This is a genomic window from Micromonospora sp. NPDC048835 (genome assembly GCF_040649995.1).
Lineage (GTDB): Bacteria > Actinomycetota > Actinomycetes > Mycobacteriales > Micromonosporaceae > Micromonospora.
In genome coordinates, this window is record NZ_JBEZGM010000023.1 from 22,666 (window position 1) to 43,208 (window position 20,543).

Annotated in this window: 19 protein-coding genes; 7 read left to right on the forward strand and 12 right to left on the reverse strand. The window is 71.4% G+C overall.

The genetic code is table 11. The features are described 5' to 3' along the window. Positions 1-37 precede the first annotated feature (37 nt). A complete protein-coding gene (gene mycP, locus AB0C15_RS24450; protein WP_357355526.1) occupies positions 38-1,255 on the forward strand; it encodes a type VII secretion-associated serine protease mycosin in 1,218 nt (405 codons plus the stop codon). Between the two features lie 85 nt (positions 1,256-1,340). Here mycP and AB0C15_RS24455 read toward each other — a convergent pair whose 3' ends face one another. Both AB0C15_RS24455 and AB0C15_RS24460 read right to left on the reverse strand, forming a co-directional pair. Next, positions 1,341-1,634 (reverse strand): WXG100 family type VII secretion target, encoded by a 294-nt coding sequence (locus AB0C15_RS24455; protein ID WP_357355528.1) that lies wholly within the window; start codon positions 1,632-1,634, stop codon positions 1,341-1,343. Between the two features lie 22 nt (positions 1,635-1,656). Then, positions 1,657-1,977, reverse strand: a complete 321-nt coding sequence (locus AB0C15_RS24460; RefSeq protein WP_357355530.1) for a WXG100 family type VII secretion target — start codon at positions 1,975-1,977, stop codon at positions 1,657-1,659. Between the two features lie 290 nt (positions 1,978-2,267). Between AB0C15_RS24460 and eccE the strand changes: the two genes are divergently transcribed. The 4 genes from eccE (at position 2,268) to rarD (ending at position 6,232) form a co-directional block, all read left to right on the forward strand. After that, a complete protein-coding gene (eccE, locus tag AB0C15_RS24465; protein WP_357355532.1) occupies positions 2,268-4,226 on the forward strand; it encodes a type VII secretion protein EccE in 1,959 nt (652 codons plus the stop codon). 61 nt (positions 4,227-4,287) lie between these two features. Continuing rightward, positions 4,288-4,674, forward strand: a complete 387-nt coding sequence (locus AB0C15_RS24470; RefSeq protein WP_091395522.1) for a phage holin family protein — start codon at positions 4,288-4,290, stop codon at positions 4,672-4,674. Positions 4,675-4,805: 131 nt separating this feature from the next. Next, positions 4,806-5,303 (forward strand): GNAT family N-acetyltransferase, encoded by a 498-nt coding sequence (locus AB0C15_RS24475; protein WP_357355534.1) that lies wholly within the window; start codon positions 4,806-4,808, stop codon positions 5,301-5,303. After that, positions 5,300-6,232: an EamA family transporter RarD gene (gene rarD / locus AB0C15_RS24480; protein WP_357355536.1), complete on the forward strand. Its 933-nt coding sequence runs from the start codon at positions 5,300-5,302 to the stop codon at positions 6,230-6,232. Before AB0C15_RS24475 ends, rarD begins: the two co-directional genes overlap by 4 nt. A 379-nt stretch (positions 6,233-6,611) precedes the next feature. Here the strand turns inward: rarD and AB0C15_RS24485 are convergent, their stop codons facing one another. After that, positions 6,612-7,328, reverse strand: coding sequence for a zf-HC2 domain-containing protein (locus tag AB0C15_RS24485; RefSeq protein WP_357355538.1), 717 nt, complete (start codon positions 7,326-7,328; stop codon positions 6,612-6,614). Further along, complete coding sequence (locus tag AB0C15_RS24490) at positions 7,325-7,840, reverse strand: sigma-70 family RNA polymerase sigma factor (protein WP_357355660.1); 516 nt, start codon at positions 7,838-7,840, stop codon at positions 7,325-7,327. Before AB0C15_RS24490 ends, AB0C15_RS24485 begins: the two co-directional genes overlap by 4 nt. A 215-nt stretch (positions 7,841-8,055) precedes the next feature. On the opposite strand from AB0C15_RS24490, the gene AB0C15_RS24495 reads away from it, so the two are divergent. Next, positions 8,056-10,182, forward strand: a complete 2,127-nt coding sequence (locus AB0C15_RS24495; RefSeq protein WP_357355540.1) for a PhoX family phosphatase — start codon at positions 8,056-8,058, stop codon at positions 10,180-10,182. Positions 10,183-10,317: 135 nt separating this feature from the next. Here the strand turns inward: AB0C15_RS24495 and AB0C15_RS24500 are convergent, their stop codons facing one another. After that, entirely contained in the window at positions 10,318-11,100 is a 783-nt protein-coding gene (locus tag AB0C15_RS24500; RefSeq protein ID WP_357355542.1) for an IclR family transcriptional regulator C-terminal domain-containing protein, read from the reverse strand. Positions 11,101-11,254: 154 nt separating this feature from the next. Between AB0C15_RS24500 and AB0C15_RS24505 the strand changes: the two genes are divergently transcribed. Further along, positions 11,255-12,481, forward strand: coding sequence for an MFS transporter (locus AB0C15_RS24505; protein ID WP_357355544.1), 1,227 nt, complete (start codon positions 11,255-11,257; stop codon positions 12,479-12,481). Here the strand turns inward: AB0C15_RS24505 and AB0C15_RS24510 are convergent. The 7 genes from AB0C15_RS24510 to nuoI all read right to left on the reverse strand — a co-directional run bounded on the left by AB0C15_RS24510 (position 12,457) and on the right by nuoI (position 20,542). Next, positions 12,457-13,542: a polyprenyl synthetase family protein gene (locus tag AB0C15_RS24510; RefSeq protein WP_357355546.1), complete on the reverse strand. Its 1,086-nt coding sequence runs from the start codon at positions 13,540-13,542 to the stop codon at positions 12,457-12,459. The two genes, AB0C15_RS24505 and AB0C15_RS24510, sit on opposite strands and share 25 nt — an antisense overlap. Positions 13,543-13,633: 91 nt before the next feature. Continuing rightward, positions 13,634-15,187: an NADH-quinone oxidoreductase subunit NuoN gene (gene nuoN, locus AB0C15_RS24515; RefSeq protein WP_357355548.1), complete on the reverse strand. Its 1,554-nt coding sequence runs from the start codon at positions 15,185-15,187 to the stop codon at positions 13,634-13,636. 112 nt (positions 15,188-15,299) lie between these two features. Next, positions 15,300-16,835, reverse strand: a complete 1,536-nt coding sequence (locus AB0C15_RS24520) for an NADH-quinone oxidoreductase subunit M (RefSeq protein WP_124857698.1) — start codon at positions 16,833-16,835, stop codon at positions 15,300-15,302. Positions 16,836-16,899: 64 nt separating this feature from the next. Continuing rightward, the gene (nuoL, locus tag AB0C15_RS24525; RefSeq protein WP_357355551.1) at positions 16,900-18,825 is read right to left on the reverse strand and encodes an NADH-quinone oxidoreductase subunit L; all 1,926 of its coding nucleotides are present in this window, start codon (positions 18,823-18,825) and stop codon (positions 16,900-16,902) included. A 12-nt stretch (positions 18,826-18,837) separates the two neighbouring features. After that, positions 18,838-19,137: an NADH-quinone oxidoreductase subunit NuoK gene (gene nuoK / locus AB0C15_RS24530; RefSeq protein ID WP_030486270.1), complete on the reverse strand. Its 300-nt coding sequence runs from the start codon at positions 19,135-19,137 to the stop codon at positions 18,838-18,840. Beyond that, positions 19,134-19,904: an NADH-quinone oxidoreductase subunit J gene (locus AB0C15_RS24535; protein WP_357355553.1), complete on the reverse strand. Its 771-nt coding sequence runs from the start codon at positions 19,902-19,904 to the stop codon at positions 19,134-19,136. The genes nuoK and AB0C15_RS24535 overlap by 4 nt, the downstream gene beginning before the upstream one ends. Continuing rightward, on the reverse strand, positions 19,901-20,542 hold the full coding sequence (gene nuoI, locus AB0C15_RS24540; protein ID WP_196920665.1) for an NADH-quinone oxidoreductase subunit NuoI: 642 nt from the start codon (positions 20,540-20,542) through the stop codon (positions 19,901-19,903). The genes AB0C15_RS24535 and nuoI overlap by 4 nt, the downstream gene beginning before the upstream one ends. Position 20,543: the final 1 nt, after the last annotated feature.

Here is a 20,543-nt window from a genome sequence, read left to right on the forward strand (position 1 = left end):
ATCCCGTTCCGGATCCGACACGATACGGAGGGTGTCGATGTCCCGATCGTTCACGCGCCCGGTCCTCGCAGGTCTGGCCGCCAGCCTGCTGACCGTACCGGCCCTTCCGACAGTCGCCGCCACCGCCGGGCTCCGCGCGGCCCCGACGTGTGCCACCCCACTCGCCCCCGTCCGGCCGGTCGCGGCCACGCCCTGGCCACAGCAGCGGTACGACCCGGCGCGGCTCGCGCCGCTGGCCACCGGCGTCGGAGTGACAGTCGCGGTGGTCGACTCCGGGGTCGATCGGGCGCACCCGCAGTTGGCCGGGCGGGTGCTGGCCGGCACCGACCTGCTCGACCCCGGCGGGGACGGTGGTCGGGACTGCGCCGGGCACGGCACCGGCGTGGCGAGCATCATCGCGGCGGCACCCCGTCCCGACGTCGCCTTCCGTGGCCTGGCGCCGGGTGCCCGCATCCTGCCCGTGCGGGTCAGCGAGCAGCAGGTGGTGCAGGGGCGGGAGTCGGGGCGTACGGTCAGCGCCGACGAGTTCGCCCGGGCCATCCGGTGGGCCGTCGACCATGACGCCGACGTGGTCAACCTGTCCGTCGTGCTGTACACGGACGACCCGGAGGTCCGCTCGGCCGTGCGGTACGCGGTCGACCGGGACGTGGTGCTGGTGGCCGCCGCCGGCAACCTGCACGACAGCGGGGACCCCCGACCGTTCCCGGCCGGCTACGACGGGGTGCTCGGCGTGGGTGCGATCGGCGCGGACGGTGGACGGGCGACGTTCTCGCAGACCGGCTCGTACGTCGATCTGGTGGCGCCGGGCAGCGAGGTGCTGACCGCCGCACCCGGTGCCGGCCACCACCGGGTCGAAGGCACCAGTTACGCGGCGCCGTTCGTGGCCGCCACCGCCGCGTTGTTGCGGGGGTACCGGCCGGAGCTGACCGCCGCCCAGGTGGCCGAGCGGATCATCGCCACCGTCGATCCGGCTCCGGGCCGGGGCGGCGGGTACGGCGCCGGGGTGTTGAACCCCTACCGGGCGGTCACCGAGACCAGTGGCGGCCGTGCGGCCGGTGCTCGGCCGGCCGCCGCGCTCGCCGACGATCGGGCCGACCCGGCGCAGCTCGCCCGGGAGGCCCGCCGGGCCGCCGCCCGGGACCGGGCTCTGCTTGTCGGCGCGGCAGTCGGCATGACGGCGGTCACCGTGGCGCTGCTCGCCCTGGTGGTGCCCCGGGGCGTCCGTCGACGTTGGCGCCCGGCCGGCCCGGCCTGAGCCCGCCCGCACACGGCCGTGACCTCCAGCCGGCTGCGGGCGGGGCGCTGACCCGGACACGGTCAGCGCTCCCGGCCCACACTGCTCACTGGAACAGCCCGGTGTTCTTCTTCTCGGTGTCCAGGTAGTCGGTGGCGGAGTCGTTCACCGCCAACCTGATGTCACGCAGCATGCCCTGCAGGTCCTGCGAGGCCGAGCGCCACCGCGCCTGCCGCTGCTCGTAGGCCTGCCGCGCCTCGCCCGTCCAGCTCGCCACGAGCGGAGCGGCGTCGCGTTCGAGTTGGCCGAGCTGCGAGTCGAGGGTGTTCAACGCCTTCTGGATGTCGGCGCCGGCCTGCTGCAGCGCGGCGAAGTTGACGACCAGCACACCATGGTCCATCGGATTCCCCTCCCCAGCGGGATCAGAGCGGCAGTTGGATGCCGCCGCGGTTGGTGCCGGCCACCCGGCTGGCCACCTCGTCATCGGACGCGTCGTACTGCCGACCGGCGGTGCGGATCGCGCCAGCGGTCTCGCGCAGCGCGCGGTGCAGGGCTGCCTGGTCCTGTGACCACTGCTGCTTGACCTGCTCGAAGGACCGGCCACCAGCACCACGCCAGGCCTGCTGCAACACCTCCAGCTCGGCCAGCAGGCCGGTCAGCATGGACTGCAACGACTGGTCCACCTGCTCGAACTTCGCTGCGGTCTGCTGCATGACCGCTGCTTCTGCCTTGGTCTGGGACACCCGGACGTCACCTCGTCTCTCGGATCGCACCTGGCCGTCGACACGCCCACCGTGGGTGACGCGTCGTCGCTTGGCCCGGTCGTCGAGCACTGAGACACGGGTCAGCGAAGGACTTCGTGGCTGACGGTAGCGACCTCGTAGCGGTTCTGCTACCCCCCGGGCTTCCCCTGTGGACAACCGGGACAGCCATCGGTCGCTTACGATGTGCCGCAGCCACGTCGCGGCGCGTGACGGGCCGCCGGAGGGCGGACGGGCCGCCCGACCCGGTCCCCACTGGTCGAGGAGGCACGGTGCCGGCGATCACCACCGGAGGGCCGCACCCACCGGCTCCGGTCGGGCCCGAGGCTGGTGCCTCCGCACCGGCGACCGGGCCGGGCCGACCCACCGACCATGGCCCGGGGTCGGCCGTTCAGCGCGCTCCCCGTCGGCCGTCGCGGGTGCGGCGCTGGGTCGCACCCGTCCGTCGCGCCGGCGGCGGCGCGCGCGTCGGGCAACTCGTCACCGTGCAGGTCGCGGCGGCGCTCGTCCTCCTCGCCCTCGGCCGGTCCGCACCGCTCGTCGCGGTGGCCGTACTGCTGGCCATGCTCCTGGTGGCGGCGGCCTGGGTGCCGGTTCGGGGCCGCTGGCTCTTCGAGTGGCTGGCCACCGCGATCGGGCACCTCACCCGCCGCCGGGCGCTGACCGGGCCGGCCGGCGCGGCCGAACTGCTCGAACTGGTCGCCCCGGGCACCGTCGTCCGCTCGACCGAGCTGACCGGCGGGCCTGCGGCCGTCCTGGAGGACACCACGGGCATGGTCGCGCTCCTGGAGCTCGGCGACCCCGGCGACCTGCTCGGCGACGCGTCCCAGACAATCCCCACCCCGGCCGCGTTGTTCCCCCCGGCCGCTCCGGATCTACCTCCGCTCATGCTGCAACTGCTGTTCGCCGGCGCACCGGCGCCGGTACCGAGCGCCGGTGGCACGGTCGGCACGTCGTACCGGCAGCTCACCGACGGACGTCTCGCGGGGCGCGAACGGGCGGTGGTGGCGGTCCGGGTGCTGCGGGTGAACGGCTGGTCCGAGGAGGACCTGCGCCGCGTCCTGGCCGGCACGGTCCGCCGGATCGTCCGCCGGCTCGGGTCGTTGGCCGCGCGACCGCTCGGGGTGCCCGCCGCACTGCGCGTCCTGGGCGAGTTGGCCCACCAGGACGGCGATCAGGTTCGGGAGTCCTGGTCGGCAGTCCGGTCCGGCACCCTGGTCCAGGCCACCTTCCGACTCGTCCGGTGGCCCGATGCGGGCGCCACGTCGGCACGCCGACTGGTGCCTCGTCTGCTCACGCTGCCGGCGACTGCCACCACGGTGTCGATCTGCGCAGGTCCATCGCCGGCGACCGCGGTGTCGTCGGGTCCGTCGCCGACCACCGGCGTGCCGACGGAGCTGACCGTACGCCTGGCGGCCGGGTCGCCGACCGAGCTGGCGGCTGCCACCGAGGCGCTGGTCCGCCTGGTGACCGACCTGGGCGGCGAGTTGCGCCGGCTCGACGGCGCCCACCTGGGCGGGCTGGCCGCCACGCTGCCGTTGGCGCTGACGGCGCCCGGCGCGCAGCCCCGCCCACCGACCCCCGGGGCGCAGCCCGGCGCTGCGGTGGACGGCTGGGAGCTGTCCCTCGGTGACGCGGGCCTGATGGTCGGCACCAACCGGCACGGTCGCGCCGTCACCGTCCGGCTGTTCCGCCCGGAGGGCACCCGTGTGCTGCTCGTCGGTGGGGTGCGCGCGGCCCAGTTGGTGGCCCTGCGCGCGCTGGCGCTCGGTGCCCTGGTGGTGGTGCAGACCGCCAGGCCACGCGCCTGGGAGCCGTTCGTCCGGGGGGTCGGCGCGCCGGGCACGATCCCGTTGCTCCCGCCCGGTCGGGCCGTGGCCGACGGGGTGGGCACCGCGCTGCGTCCGCTGCTGCTGGTCGTCGACGCCGGGCCGGTGACGGCCGAGGCCGCGCCGGGCCCGCCGTGGCGGGCCACCCTCGTGGTACGGGACGAGCTGACCCCGGCCGACGTGGACGCGTTGAGCCGGGCCGACCTGGCGTTACTACAGCCACTGACCGCCGCCGAGGCCACCCTGGCCGGAGCCGCGCTGGGGCTTGGCGGTTCGGCGGAGTGGTTGACCAGGATCCGGGAAGACATGGTGGCCGTGGTCAACCGCCGGGCGCTGCGGTGGGCGCTGCTCTCCCCCACTCCGATCGAGGCGCAACTGATCGGGTCGCCCACGCGCGCCTGAGCCGTCAGGTTGGCCCGTTGCCGGGTTACGCCGGTGCGTGGTCCGTGGCACGATCCCCGCCATGGGTTTTCTGAAAGGTCTGCTGATTCGGCTGGCCAGCACAGCTCTGGCTTTCTGGCTGGCCACGCTCCTCATTCCGGGCATCTCCCTGGATTCGAACTCGGCCACCGAGACGGTGACCACGCTGCTGCTGGTGGCGGTGATCTTCGGCGTGGTCAACGCGGTTCTCCAGCCGATCATCAAGACCGTCGGCTGTGGCTTCTACCTGCTGACCCTGGGTCTCATCGCCCTGGTGGTGAACGGTCTGCTGTTCCTGCTCACCAGTTGGATCGCCGACCAGGCCGGGCTGCCGTTCTCGGTGGACGGTTTCTGGCCGGCCGCCGTGCTCGGCGCCCTCTTCGTGAGCATCGTGACCTGGATCCTCGGCGCCGTCCTCGACCGGGACTGACCGGCGGCCAGCAGGCACCGATCCGGCCCGCCCGGGCGCTCCGACCTCGGCCGGAGCCCCGGGGTGGGCCGGTGACCAGAGTTCGGGAATCGACAGGCCCGAGCGCCCATCCCCCCGGTTAACGTCGCGGCATGTTCTCGCTGACCAATGACGATGGTTTCCTGCTCAGCACCGATCCGGCGCGGATCGACCTGGGGCTCGTGCACCACTGGTTGTCCACCGACGCGTACTGGGCGCTCGGACGGGACCGGGAGACGATCGAGCGGGCCTTCGCCGGCTCGCTACCGTTCGGCATCTACCGCCCCGAGGACGGCCGCCAGGTGGCGGTGGCCCGGGTCGTCACGGACCGCGCCACCTTCGCCTGGCTCTGCGACGTGTACGTGGACCCCGCCGCCCGTGGTCGGGGGCTGGGCGGGTGGTTGGCCGGCGCGGTCCGCGACCACCTGGCCGAGTTGGGCGTACGCCGGATCCTGCTCTGCACCAACGACGCCCACGACGTGTACGCGCGGGTGGGCTTCACGCCGCTGGAGGTCCCGCAGCGATGGATGCAGCTGGACCGGCGACCCCCGGTGACCCCGCTCACCGGAAAGGAACAAAGCAGCGATACGCCCCTTACGGTGGAGGCGTGACGCCACTCCGCCTGGGATACCTCTACGGCTTCGGCGCGTACCTGCTCTGGGGCTTCTTTCCGCTCTACCTGAAGCTGCTGCGACCCGCCGGCCCACTGGAGATCCTGGCCCACCGGATCGTCTGGTCGGTGGTCTTCGTGGCCCTGCTGCTGGCGGCGCTGCGCAACATCGGCTTCCTGCGGGCGCTGCTGCGCCGCCCCTGGGCGGTGGCCGGGATCGTCGCCGCCGCCGCGCTGATCGCGGTCAACTGGGGCACCTACATCTACGGGGTCAACTCCGGCCGGGTCGTGGAGACCGCGCTCGGCTACTTCATCAACCCGCTGGTCGTGGTGCTGCTCGGGGTGACCGTGCTGCGGGAGCGGTTACGCCCGGCGCAGTGGGTGGCGCTGGGGATCTCCGGGTCGGCGGTCGTGGTGCTCACCGTCGACTACGGCCGACTGCCCTGGCTGGCGTTGACCCTGGCGTTCAGCTTCGCCGGCTACGGCCTGGTGAAGAAGCGACTCGGACTGCCGGCGGCCGAAGGGCTCTTCGTCGAGTCGGCGGTGCTGGCATTGCCGGCTCTCGGTTACCTCGCCTGGCTGACGGCAAAGGCCGACCTGGCCTTCGGGCACGTCTCGGCCGGGCACACCGCGCTGCTGGTGCTGGCCGGCGCGGCCACGGCGATTCCACTGCTGCTGTTCGCCGGGGCGGCCAACCGACTGCCACTGAGCGGCCTCGGCATGATCCAGTATCTGGCGCCGATCCTCCAGCTCGCCTGCGGTGTGCTGATCTTCCACGAGCCGATGCCGCCGGCCCGCCTGGCCGGCTTCGCACTGGTCTGGCTGGCCCTGGTCGTCTTCACCGCCGACGCCATCCGCACCTCCCGCCGCACCCGCCGCCAACCCGCACCTGCGGTCGATCATGGAGTGGTGGTGCCCGCCCAGCCCTAGTTCGGGCAAGCGCCCCACACTCCACCCCGCCACACCCCGCCGCGCCCCACACCCCGCCGCGCCCCGCCGCCCCGCGCCCCGCCGCGCCCTGCCCCGCGCCCCGCGCCCCGCGCAACATCGGGGATGTTGCTGCCTCAAAGGCGCGCGAGACAGCAACATCCCCGATGTTGCGCGGATCTTGGCGCCGAACACTCGGCGCGGGCGCGGCACCGCACGGGCACGGCACCGCGCGGGCGCGGCACGGGCACGGCACAGCGCGGCACAGGCGCGGCGCGGCACAGGCGCGGCGCGGCACAGGCGCGGCGCGGCACAGGCGCGGGGCAACAGCGAGGGCGGGGCAGGGGCGAGGGCGGGGTCGTCAGGGGCGAGGGTGGGGTGGTTACGGGACTGCGTAGGTTAGTAGGGGGGTGCCGTCGGCTTTCTGGAGCTCTACGCTGACCAGCTCGGCGTCGGTGAACCTCGTGGCGCCGGTGAAGCTGAGGTCGTCACCGGGAGCCGCCAGCCAGGAGCCGATCTGCTCGGTGGCACCGTTCGGGCCACGCGCCACAAGTCGGAACGGGTACGCCTTGCCGTAACTCGTCCGCGCGTCGTACCCGCAGCGCATGGTCACCTCGGTGCCCCACTTGGTGCCGGTGAGCCCGAGGTCGGCGTGGACCGGCCCGGTGCTGGCCACCGGCCGCATGGCGACCATCGACACCCGCGGAGCCGGCGTGCCCTGCGCGACGGGAGGCCCGGAGGGGCTGACCGGCCGGGGCAGCGCCACAGCGGTGCCCACACCCACGAGCAGCGCCAACCCAGCGGCGGCGAGTGTGGTCAGTGCGTACCGTCGTCGGTCTGCGGCGCGTTCCCGACGACGGCGCTGGCGGGCCTCGTCGAGCAGCGCGGGCACCCGGGGTGGGGCCGGCGGCGGCAGGATCTGCTCCAGCCCCGCCGGGTCGAGCCGCCCCAGCAGACCGGGCAGCACCGCGATCTCGGCGACCGCCTCCCGGCAGGAGGCGCAACCGCCGAGGTGCCGCTCGTAGGCCGCCCGCTCGGCGGGTGCCAGGGCACCCAGCACGTACGCGCCGTCGTCGTACGCGAACTCGCACCGGGTCATCCCGTCACCCCCATCTCGGCAAGGACCAACCGTAGAGACCGCAGCGCGTAGTGGGTGCGGGATTTCACGGTCCCTGGCGGTACGCCCAGGCGGGACGCCGCCTCGGCCACCGACCGCCCCTGGTAGAAGCACTCGACAAGCACCTCGCGGTGGGTCGGGCTGAGCCGGTTCAGCGCCTCGGCGACGGTCCACGCCTCCACCGCGCGCTCGGCCTCGTCGATCACCTCGGGTGGCTCGGGCAGTTCGTCGGTGAACACCTCGCCGACCCGGGTGGACCGCCGCCGCCAGGCGTCGATGGCCAGGTTGCGGGCGGTGGTGAACAGCCAGGACCGCACCGAACCGCGCCGCGGGTCGAGTGACTCCGGATGTCGCCAGGCCCGCAGCAGCGTCTCCTGCACCAGGTCCTCGGCCCGCTGCCGGTCCCCGTTCACCAGCCGCAGGGCGTGGGCGTACAGCGCCTCCGCGTGCTCGTCGTGCAGCGCGCGCAGCAGTTGGGCGTCGTGGTCGCTGATGGCGGTCTCCTCGCTTCCGGCGCGCGTCCGGCGGTGCGTCCGCTCGGGAATACGTGCCGTCACGCCGAACGGTTCAGACCGAGGTCAGAAGGCTGCCGCCCGGAGAGGTGTTCATGCCCGGTTCACATCGTGGCCGACGCGTGCTCACCACGTCCTCCTAGCGTCCGGCGGGTACGCCGCCTGTCGTGCCACCGACTTCCCTGGAGGCCTCTCCCATGAGCGACCGTCCCCGGCTGCTCCCCCTGTTGAACGGCGCCCGCCATGGCACCCGCGACGCCATGACCTGTCTTTACCGGTGCGGAAACGCCTGTGACCACCCGGTACCGAACACCTCCGACAACGCGTACTTCGGTGACGTGGTGAACACCGAGGTGTCGCGGCGTGGCGTGGTCCGGGCCGGCGCGGTCGGCGCGCTGGTGCTTGGTTTCGGCGGCACGGCGGCCGGTGCGCTCGCCGGTGCGGCCCCGGCCGTGGCGGCCCCCGCCACCCCGGACGTACCGGAGGCCATGGGTTTCGGCCGTCCCAGTACCGGAGTCGGCAGTGGCGCGCTGACCTTCAAGCCGATCCCACCGAACAAGCTGGACACCCTGGTCGTGCCGAACGGCTACGACCACGCCGTGGTGATCAAGTGGGGTGACCCGGTGCTGCCGGGCGCGCCGGAGTTCGACCTGCACCACCAGACCGCCGCCGCGCAGTCCAAGCAGTTCGGCTACAACAACGACTTCGTGGGCGTGCTGCCGCTGGACAAGCAGGGCAAGCGGGCGCTGCTCGTGGTCAACCACGAGTACACCAACGAGGACCTGATGTTCCCGGCCTTCCCCGGCCTCGACGGGCTCTCCGTGGAGCAGCTGCGCACCGCCATGGCCGCGCACGGCATGTCCGTGGTGGAGCTGGAGCGGGTCGCGGGCACCGGGCAGTGGCAGCCGGTCGGCAAGGGTCCGCGGCCGTACAACCGGCGGGTCACCGCCCTGAGCACCAAGTTCGACCTGACCGGCCCGGCGGCCGGCTCGGCCTGGCTGAAGACCGCCGCCGACCCCAGGGGCCGCACCGTCGTCGGCACGCTGAACAACTGCGCCGGTGGCGTGACCCCGTGGGGCACGGTGCTCTCCGGCGAGGAGAACTTCAACCAGTACTTCGTCGGGGCCGACGCCGCCCCGGCCGAGCTGAAGCCGAAGCTGGACCGCTACGGCATCGGCACCGCCAGCCGCTACCCCAGCGGCAGCCGGAAGTGGGAGCGCGCGGACGAGCGCTTCGACCTGGCGAAGCACCCCAACGAGGCACACCGGTTCGGTTGGGTCGTCGAGATCGACCCGTTCGACCCGGAGAGCCGCCCGCGCAAGCACACCGCGATGGGCCGGTTCAAGCACGAGGGCGCCAACGTGATCGTCGCGAAGGACGGCCACGTGGTCGCGTACATGGGCGACGACGAGCGGTTCGACTACCTCTACAAGTTCGTCTCGGACAAGAAGTTCATGAAGGGCAACTCCTGGGCTGCCCGCAAGCACAACCTGACCCTGCTGGAGTCCGGCACGCTCTACGTGGCGAAGCTCGACCAGACCAGCGCCGCCGAGATCGACGGCTCGGGCAAGCTCCCCGCCGACGGCGCGTTCAACGGCCGGGGTCGCTGGATCAAGCTGGTCAGCGGGAACCGGTCGTTCGTCGACGGGATGACCGCCGCGGACGTGCTCACCTTCACCCGGCTCGCCGGTGACAAGGTCGGCGCGACCAAGATGGACCGCCCCGAGGACGTGGAGCCGAGCCTGCTCACCGGCAAGGTGTACGTGGCGCTGACCAACAACACCAACCGTGGTGTCGGCAGCAACCCGAAGGCGGACGAGGCCAACCCGCGCAACGCGAACAAGCACGGGCAGATCCTGGAGCTGGTCGAGGACCGGGGCGACAACACCTCGGAGTCGTTCGCGTGGTCGTTGCCGATCGTCTGCGGCGACCCGACCGACCCGTCGACCTTCTTCGCCGGGTACGACAAGACCAAGGTCTCCCCGATCTCCTGCCCGGACAACGTCGCCTTCGACGCCACCGGCAACTTGTGGATCTCCACCGACGGCAACGCGCTGGGCAGCAACGACGGCCTGTTCGCCACCGCCGTGGAGGGCCCGGAGCGGGGTCACCTCAAGCAGTTCCTGACCGTGCCGCTCGGCGCGGAGACCTGCGGCCCGTTCATCACCGGCGACAACCGCTCGGTCTTCGTCGCCGTGCAGCACCCGGGCGAGATCACCGGCGCCTCGGTGGAGAACCCGGCCTCGAACTGGCCGGACGGTGACTACGCCAAGCCGGGTGTGGTGGTCACCTGGCGTCTCGACGGCGGCCCGGTGGGCAGCTGACGGCGTACCCGCGGCGGCCCGGTGGGCAGCTGACGGCGTACCCGCGGCCGCCCGGCCGCTGACGTTGTTCCGGCGGTCCGGCGCTGGACCGCCCCGAGAGGCCCTCTCCCAGCCGGGGAGAGGGCCTCTCGGCGGTCAGTTGTCGGCGGCGATGCCGTCTGCCACACTGCGGGCCACGGTGAGCAGCCTGGCGCGGACCACCCGGGCCGAGGTCATCATCTCGCTGGCCGGCAACGCGCAGGCCAGCACCACCCGACGTTCCATGTCCTTGTCCGGTGCGACGAGCACCGCGGCGCAGGCCACACCCTGCCGGAACTGCCCCATCTCCAACTGCATGCCGCGCCGGTCGCCGGCGGCCAGGTCCGCCTCGAAACTCTCGGCGGTGGTGAGCGTGGCGGTGGTGAACGGGCGCATGCCGTACTCGCGCAGATAGCGGTGGCGCTGGTCGGTGGTGAGGGTGGCCAGCAGCGACTTGCCGAGCGCCGTCGCGTGCGCCCCCTCATCGAAGCCGGGGACCAGATCCTCCAGGTAGGGCGAGCGGTGCCCCTCGGCGACGGCGGTGAGCGCCACCTGGCCACCGACGAACCGGCCGAGGTAGTGGCTGTAGCCGGAGTCCAGGGCGGCCCGGCGCAGCGTCTCACCTACCGCCGGTGGGCCCCGGAAGGCCGTCACCAGCTCCCGGTAGCGGTCGGCCACCTCCAACCCCACGATGTACGTGCCGTCCTCACGACGGATCACGTAGCCCTCGTAGGCCAGGGTGCGGACCAGGTGGTAGGTCGTGGCCACGGTCAGCTCGCAGCGCCGGGCGATCTGCTTGACGGTCAGGCCCTTCGGGGCGCGACCGACCGACTCCAGCACCCGTAGCGCTCGGGACACGCTGCGAATCAGGTCCGAAGGTTCTGCCAAGGGGTCGCGCACAACCACCTCCGCCGCCGTGGACTTACACCATATGAAAAACAGGCCCGGTGCGAAATGCCTGTTCGGGTCGAGGATGCCAGATCACCATCCACAGCTCGTGGCCCGCCGGTCACGAGGAGTGCGGTGAGCGGGGCTCGCGTAGGTTTGCCGGACGATGACAGAAACCCCCACCACCCCCGAGCCAGCCGTACGAACCCACCCGGTTCGCGCCAGCGCCGGCGCAGTCGTCACCACCGTGGCCTGCGTACTCCCGGTCTTCCTGCTCGGCGGTCTGGCCGTGCAGATGGGCACCGACCTGGGTTTCTCACCGGCCGGTCTGGGCCTTGCCGTCTCCGTCTACTTCGGGATCAGCGCGCTGGCCTCGGTGCCCTCCGGCCGCCTGGTCGAGCGGTACGGCCCGGCTCTGGTCGCCCGCTGCGGCATCCTGCTTGCCGCCGGGTCGATGCTTGCCGTCGCCGCCTTCGCCAGGTCGTACCCGGTGCTCGTCGGCCTGCTGGCGCTCAGCGCCGCCGCGAACGCGCTGGGCCAGTTGGCGAGCAACGCCGCACTGGCGCAGCACGTGCCGTCCCGGCGACAGGGTTTGTCGTTCGGTGTCAAGCAGGCCGCCATCCCCGTCTCGACCCTGCTGGCCGGGGCGGCCGTGCCCACCATCGCGCTCACCGCAGGCTGGCGCTGGGCGTTCGTCGCCGCCGCGGTGGCCGCGGCGGCGACGCTCGCCGCCGTACCCCGGCAGATGCCCGGCCGGGCGCGGCGGGCCGGTGCCACCCGCGCCGGGCGGGCGACGGCGGCGTTGGTGGTGATCGGCGCGGCGGCGGCGATGGCATCCGGCGCGGCGAACGCGCTTGGCACCTTCCTGGTGGACTCGGCCGCGGCCCGCGGCCTGTCACCGGGCCTCGCCGGTCTCACCCTGACCCTGGGCAGTGCGGTCTGTGTGGCGGCCCGGGTGGGTGCCGGCTGGCTGGCCGACCGCCGCGAGACCGGCCACATCGCCCTCATCGCCGCGATGCTGCTCGTCGGCGCCGTCGGGCTGGGCCTGCTCGCGATGACCGGCTCGGTGCCGCTGGTGGTCGGCGTGGTGCTCGGCTTCGGGCTGGGCTGGGCCTGGCCCGGCCTGGTGAATTTCGCGGTGGTCCGGCTGCACCCGCAGTCACCGGCCGCCGCCACCTCGATCACCCAGACCGGGGTGTACGCGGGCGGCTGCCTCGGCCCGTTGAGCCTGGGCCCACTCGCCGCGCACCTGGGCTATCCGGCGATGTGGGCCATCGCAGCCGTGATGATGCTGCTGGCCGCCGCCCTCATGCTCGTCGGCAGCCGACTGTTGGGCCGGGCCGCGGCCGTGGCGGGCCGGGGCGTGGATCAGCTGGTGCGGTCGGCGATGTAGTCGCAGAGCGACTCGAGCGCGCTGCGGGAGGGACCGTCCGGCAGCGGGGCGAGCTGCGCGCGGGCCTCCTCGGCGTAGCTGCGCACGGTCTCCCGGGCCCGCTTGAGCGCCGGGCTCTCCCGGAGCAGCCCCAGGGCCTCCGCGTGCAACGCGTCGTCGGTGAGCGGGCCGGTCGCGAGGATCTCCCGCAGTCGCACCGACGACGCGTCGGAGTCGTCCGCCTCGCGGGCGTAGAGCACCGGCAGGGTCGGGACACCTTCGCGCAGATCGGTGCCGGGGGTCTTGCCCGACTGCACCGACTCGGAGGCGATGTCCAGCAGGTCGTCGGAGAGCTGGAACGCGACGCCGATCGTCTCGCCATACCCGGCGAGCGCCTCCACGTGCTCCGGGGCGGCACCACCGAACATGCCGCCGAACCGGGCCGACGTGGCGATGAGCGAGCCGGTCTTCTCGGCGATCACGTGCAGGTAGTGGGCCACCGGGTCGTCGTCGGCGCGCGGCCCCACGGTCTCCGCGATCTGGCCGTGCACCAGCCGGGCGAAGGTGCGCGCCTGCAACCGCACCGCCTCGGGGCCCAGGTCGGCGGCGATGTCCGCCGCACGGGCGAAGAGGTAGTCGCCGACCAGGATGGCGACCGAGTTGGTCCACCTGGAGTTCGCGCTCGGCGCACCCCGGCGGACGGCAGCCTCGTCCATCACGTCGTCGTGGTAGAGGGTGGCGAGGTGAGTGAGCTCCATCACCACCGCTGCCGGAACGACCTGCGCGCCGTTCGGATCACCGAACTGGGCGCCGAGCGCCACAAGCAACGGCCGGAAGCGCTTTCCGCCGGCCTCGACGAGATGCCGGGCCGCCTCGGTCACGAAGGGGTCGGCGCTCGACACGCTGGCCCGCAACTCGACCTCGACCGTGTTCAGCAGACCCAGCACGGACGCCTCGACACGGGGATCGGCGAGGTTGAGGCCAAGCGCGCCGAACTGACTCATGCTCGCCCGACCCCGCCGCCCGACGGAGCCGGAGGCACCTGAACGCTCGCCCGCCGGATTCACCACGCTATCAACCATGCCACACCCGTTCGACCTGCTCCGGGCCGGGGATACGCCACCGGGGGCCGGCACGTGAACACGCGCCGACCCCCGGTAGTCGTGCCGTCGATCACCTAACGAATTCGGCGGCTCCGGCAGCCAGATCGAGCAGCGGCGACGGGGCGACGCCCAGCACCAGGGTCGCCAGCACACCGATCATCAACGCGGCGGACGTGAGCCCACCCGGCACCGTGACGGTCGGGGTGGACTCGCCCGGCTCGGAGAGCCACATCATCACCACGACCCGCAGGTACGGGAACGCGAGCACCATGCTGGTCAGCACGCCGGCGATCACCAGCCAGGCCTGGCCACCCTCCAGCGCCGGCCCAAAGATGGCGAACTTGCTGGTGAATCCGCTGGTCAGCGGGATACCGGCGAAGGCGAGCAGGATGAACGTGAAGAGCGCGGCGAAGAACGGCGACCGTCGGCCCAGCCCGGCCCAGCGGGACAGGTGGGTGGCTTCGCCGTCGTCGTCGCGCACAAGCGTCACCACGGCGAACGCGGCAAGCACCGAGAAGCCGTACGCGACCAGGTAGAACATCGTGCCGGCGAGCCCGTCGCGGCTCGGCGCCAGCACGCCGACAAGCAGGTAGCCGGCGTTGGCGATCGAGGAGTACGCGAGCAGCCGCTTGATGTCGGTCTGGGTGACCGCGAGCACCGCGCCGACAAGCATGGTCAGCACCGCCACCGCACCGAGGACCGGGGTGAAATCCCAGTTGGCGTCGGCGAACGCGACCTGGAAGACGCGCAGCAGGGCACCGAACGCGGCGACCTTGGTGCAGGCCGCCATGAACCCGGTGACCGGAGTCGGGGCACCCTGGTAGACGTCCGGGGTCCAGACGTGGAACGGGGCCGCCGCGGCCTTGAAGAGCAGGCCGATGGCGAGCAGCGCCATACCGGCGAAGAGCAGCACCGGGCTGGCCGGCGACTCGCTCACCGCAGCGTGGATGGTGGCGAAGTTGACGCCGGCCGGACGGTCCGGAATGCCTGCGGTGAAGCCGTAGATCAGGGCCACGCCGAACAGGAAGAACGCGGAGGCGTACGCGCCGAGCAGGAAGTACTTCATCGCCGCCTCCTGGCTCAGCAGACGCCGGCGACGGGCCAGCGCGCAGAGCAGGTACAGCGGCAGGGAGAAGACCTCCAGGGCGATGAACATGGTCAGCAGGTCGTTCGCCGCCACGAAGATCAGCATGCCGCCGATCGCGAACGTGGTGAGCGGGTAGACCTCGGTGAGACCGTTGCGCCCCTCGGCCTGCCGACGGTCGTCGGCCGACTCGGCGGTCACCGCGGCCTGGGCGACGAACGCCCCGCCCCGCTCGACCGAGCGATCACCGATCAGCAGCAGCGCCATCGCGGCCAACACCAGGATCGCGCCCTGGAGGAACAGCGTCGGCCCGTCGATCGCGAGGGCCTGGCCGGCGGTGATGATCCGCTCGTCGGCGCTGAGCACCACCATGGTCAGTGCCGCGAGAACCGCGAGCAGCGCCAGCGTCAACTGCACCACGTGCCGCCAACGTCGGGGCACCACTGCCTCGACCAGCACGCCGAGCAACGCCGTGCCCAGCATGATCAGGATCGGGGCGATCGCCGCGTAGTCGATCGACGGCAGCTTCAACTCGGTCACGATGCCGGCCTTTCGTTCGCGACTGCGCAAGCCTTTGCCCGCGACTGCGGGGCTCGCTTCGCTCTCTCCTCACGCGGGCGGATGGGGCTCCGCTTCGCTGCACTCCTCGCGCTCACCGGCGCGCCTCCTGGACGGTGCCGCCCACGGACGGCGCCGGGTCGGTTCTGCCGATGTCGTCCATGGTCGCCTGGACGGCAGGGTTGATCACGTCAGTGACCGGCTTGGGGAAGAAGCCGAGCAGCACGATCAGCGCGATCAGCGGGGCGACCACGACCTTCTCGCGCAGGTTGAGGTCCCGGCGCATGCCGTCGACCTCGGTCAGCGCCGGGTTGAGAGTGCCCTGGGTGGTGCGCTGCACCATCCACAGCACGTACGCGGCGGCCAGGATGATGCCGAGCGTGGCGATGACCGCGACCGGCTTGTTCACCGTGAAGGTGCCGATCAGCACCAGGAACTCGGAGATGAACGGTGCCGTGCCGGGCAGCGCGAGGGAGGCGAGACCGGCGAAGAAGAGCACCCCGGCGAGCACCGGGACGAGCTTGCCGGCGCCGCCGAAGTCGCTGATCAGCGACGAACCACGCCGGGAGATCAGCATGCCCACCACGAGGAAGAGCAGGCCGGTGGCCAAGCCGTGGTTGAGCATGTAGAGCACCGCGCCGGTGCCGGCCTGGGTGGTGAAGGCGAAGATGCCCACCCCGATGAAGCCGAAGTGCGCGATCGAGGTGTACGACACCAGCCGCTTGAGGTCGTTCTGGCCGACCGCAAGCAGCGCGGCGTAGACGATGCCGATCACGCCCAGGGCCAGCGCCCACGGCGCGAACCACTTCGACGCCTCGGGGAACAGCGGCAGGCAGTAGCGCAGGATGCCGAACGTGCCGACCTTGTCGAGCACGCCGACGAGCAGTGCTGCCGCGCCCGCCGGGGCGGCGCCACCGGCGTCGGGCAGCCAGGTGTGGAACGGGAAGAACGGTGCCTTGATGGCGAACGCGAGGAAGAAGCCGAGGAACAGCCACCGCTCGGTGCCGGTGCTGATGTCGACCTGCGAGAGCGCCTGCCAGTCGAAGGTCTTCCCGCCGACCACCCACAGGCCGATCACCGCGGCCAGCATGAACAGACCGCCGACGAGCGAGTAGAGGAAGAACTTCACCGCCGCGTACTGCCGCTGGTGGCCGCCGTAGCTGCCGATGAGGAAGTACATCGGCACCAGCATGACCTCGAAGAACACGTAGAACAGGAAGACGTCGGCGGCCGCGAAGACGCCGATCATCGTGCACTCGAGGACCAGCAGCAGCGCGAAGTAGACGGGCACCGACCGCTTCGACGACTCGGCGTCGTGCCAGGACGCCAGGATCACCAGCGGCACCAGCACCGCGATGAGCATCAGCATCACCAGCGCGATGCCGTCGGCGGCGAAGGTGAAGCTGACCCCCCAGTTCGGGATCCAGGAGTACGACTCACGGAACTGGAACCGGTCACCGCCGGCGTTGAAGCTGACCCACATCACCACCGAGAGCACCAGCACGAGCAGCGACCAGGCGAACGCCACCTGCTTGGCCAGCTCCGGGCGGTGGCGCGGCAGGAAGGCCACCACCAGGGCGCCCACCAGCGGCGCCACGGTGAGCACCGAGAGGAACGGGAAGTTGGACATTATGCGGCCTTACCTCCGTCGTCACTGCGTGGTCCGCCGGCGGGGGCGGCCGGAAAGAGGTCGATCACGCCAACCACCCCGCCTGCACCGCCAGGAACGCCGCCATCACCAGCAGCGCACCGGCCAGGATCGAGGTGGCGTACGAGCGGACGAACCCGGTCTGCATCCGACGCAGGCGGCCCGAGCCCCCACCGACGGCGGCGGCGAGCCCGTTGACGAGCCCGTCGATGCCCCGGTTGTCGAGGTACACGAGCGCCCGGGTGAGGAAGATGCCCGGCTTCTCGAAGACCGCCTCGTTGACCGTGTCGGTGTAGAGGTTGCGTCGGGCGGCGGTGACAAGCACCCCGGCCGGCTGCGGCGCGGTCGCCGTGCCGGCCCGGAAGAGGAACCAGGCGAGCCCGGCACCGAGCACGGTGACCAGCAACGACAGCGTGGTGATCACGGCGTGCGAGAGAACCGCCTCGTGCTCGGAGTGTTCGCCGCCAAGCCCGGCGGTCTCGGTCAGCCAGTCCGGGACGGACGTGGAGAGCAGGAAGCCGGCACCGACCGACCCGACCGCCAGGAGGATCAGCGGAATGGTCATCAGCTTCGGTGACTCGTGTGGGTGCTCGATGTCCTCGGTCCACCGCTGCGGGCCGTGGAAGGTGAGCACGAACAGCCGGGTCATGTAGAACGCGGTCAGCCCGGCGCCGAGCAGCGCCGCACCGCCGAAGAGCCAGGCGGTCCAGTCCTCCCGCTCGAAGGCGGCCACGATGATCGGCTCCTTCGAGAAGAAGCCGGAGAACGGGAACATGCCGATGATTGCCAGCCAGCCCATCATGAAGGTCAGCCAGGTGATCTTCATGTACTTCGACAGCCCACCGAAGCGGCGGATGTCGACCTGGTCCTTCATCCCGTGCATGACCGAGCCGGCGCCGAGGAACATGTTGGCCTTGAAGAAGCCGTGCGCCAGCAGGTGCACGATGGCCAGCGCGTACGCGGCGCCGCCGAGGCCGACGCCGAGGAACATGTAGCCGATCTGGCTCACCGTCGACCAGGCGAGCACCCGCTTGATGTCGTCCTTGGCCGTGCCGATGATGCAGCCGATCAGCAGGGTGAGAGCGCCGACGCTGACCACCACGAGTTGCAGCGTCTCGTTGGCCGAGAAGATCGGGTTGGACCTGGCGATCAGGTAGACGCCCGCGGTGACCATGGTGGCGGCGTGGATGAGCGCCGACACCGGGGTCGGGCCCTCCATCGCGTCCGGCAACCACGCCTGGAGCGGGAACTGACCGGACTTGCCGGCCGCGCCGAGCAGCAGCAACAGGCCGAGGACCAGCACGGTGGCGCCGGTCAGCGCGCCGACGCCGTTGAACACCTCGTCGTACTGGGTGGTGCCCAGGGTGGCGAACATGATGAAGATGCCGATGGCCAGACCGGTGTCGCCGACCCGGTTCATCAGGAACGCCTTCTTACCTGCGGTGGCCGCGCTCGGCCGCTCGGTCCAGAAGGAGATCAGCAGGTACGACGCCAGACCGACGCCCTCCCAGCCGAAGTACAGCATCACGTAGTTGTTGCCGAGCACCAGCAGCAGCATCGCCGCGACGAACAGGTTGAAGTACGCGAAGAACCGACGACGCCCGGCGTCGTGCGACATGTACTCCACCGCGTACAGGTGGATGAGGAACCCCACCCCGGTGATCAGCAGTACGAAGACCGCGGCCAGCGGGTCGAAGAGCAGGCCGAAGTCGACGCGCAGGTCACCGACCGCGATGAAGTCCCAGAGGCTCAGCTCGACCGACTTGTTCTCCAGGCCACGCAGCTGGAAGAAGAAGCTCAGCCCGAGCACGAACGCGGCGCCGATGGCGGCGACGCCCAACCAGTGCCCCCAGCGGTCGGCCCGACGGCCGAGCAGCAGCAGGATGGCCGCGCTGACCAGCGGGATCGCCACGAGCAGCCAGACGCCCCCGAGCAGCCCCGTGGCCTGGGCGTATTCGACACTCTGTTCCACCGGTGGACCCCTCTAGTACTTGAGCAGGTTGGCGTCGTCGACACTCGCCGAGCGTCGCGTCCGGAAGATGGACATGATGATCGCGAGCCCGACCACGACCTCGGCCGCCGCCACCACCATCACGAAGAACGCCATGATCTGACCGTTGAGGTCACCGTTGATCCGGCTGAAGGTGACCAGCGTCAGGTTGGCCGCGTTGAGCATCAGCTCCACGCACATGAACAGGACGATCGCGTTGCGCCGGACGAGCACCCCGGCGGCGCCGATGGTGAACAGCACCGCCGCGAGGACCAGGTAGTAGTCAGGCGTCATGAGTCTGTCCCCTTCAGCGTGGTCTCCTGCGCGGTCAGCTCCCGCACCGGCAGGATGTCCGGCGTGCTCCGCTCGGAGAGCCGGCCGTCCGGCAGTCGGGCCGGGGTGGCCACCGAGGACGAGGTCGCGAAGACGCCGGGCCCCGGCTTGGGGCCGGGGTAGTTACCCGGCGCGAAACGGGCCCGCATGGTCGACACCTGGTCGACCTTGTCCTGCTTGCGGCGCTCGATGTGCGCAAGCACCATGGCACCCACCACCGCGGTGATCAGCAACGCCGAGGTCAACTCGAACGCGAAGACGTACTTGGTGAAGAGCAGTCGGGCGATGCCCTGCACGTTGCCCTCCGCGTTGGCCTGCTCCAGGCCGACCGCGGTGGTCCCCTCCAACGCCCGGTAGAGCGCGCTGCCGACCAGACCGGCGAAGCCGAGCCCCAGCACGATCGCGGCGACCCGCTGGCCGCGCAACGTCTCGATCAGCGAGTCGGTGGAGTCCCGACCGACGAGCATCAGCACGAAGAGGAAGAGCATCATGATCGCGCCGGTGTAGACGATGATCTGCACCATGCCGATGAACGGGCCGGCCTGGAGCACGTAGAACACGCCCAGACAGAGCATGGTGAGGACCAGCCAGAGCGCCGAGTGCACCGCGTTGCGCGCGGCCACCATCCCGATCGCGCCGATGAGCGCGAGCGGCCCGAGGATCCAGAAGGTGACCTCCTCACCTCCGGACACCGCACCCGCCGCGGCCAGCACCGTAGACGTGGTCATGCTTTCTCTCCCTTGCCGGCGGCGACGCGCTGGGCGGCCTGCTCGGCGCCCGGGAACGTCACGCCGGGGTGCTCCTCAACCTGGTAGCGGCCGGGGCCCATCGGGGACGTCTCCGCACCGGCGGAGGTGCCCGGGTTGTCCAGCGCGCCGACGTAGTAGTCCTTCTCGCTGTCACCGAGCCGCATCGGGTGCGGCGGCTGCTCCATGCCCTCGAGCAACGGCGCGAGCAGTTGTTCCTTGGTGAAGATCAGGTCCTGTCGGTTGTCCCGGGCCAGCTCGTACTCGTTGCTCATGGTGAGCGACCGGGTCGGGCAGGCCTCGATGCACAGCCCGCAGAAGATGCACCGGGCGTAGTTGATCTGGTAGATGCTGGCGTACCGCTCACCCGGCGAGAAGCGCTGCTCGTCGGTGTTGTCGCCGCCCTCGACGTAGATCGCATCCGCCGGGCAGGCCCAGGCGCACAGCTCACAGCCGATGCACTTCTCCAGGCCGTCCGGGTGCCGGTTGAGGATGTGCCGCCCGTGGTAGCGCGGCGCCGACACCGGCGGCTTGAACGGGTAGTCGGTCGTGACGACCTTCCTGAACATGTGCGAGAAGGTGACACCGAATCCCTTGAACGTTCCGGTGATCGCGCCCACG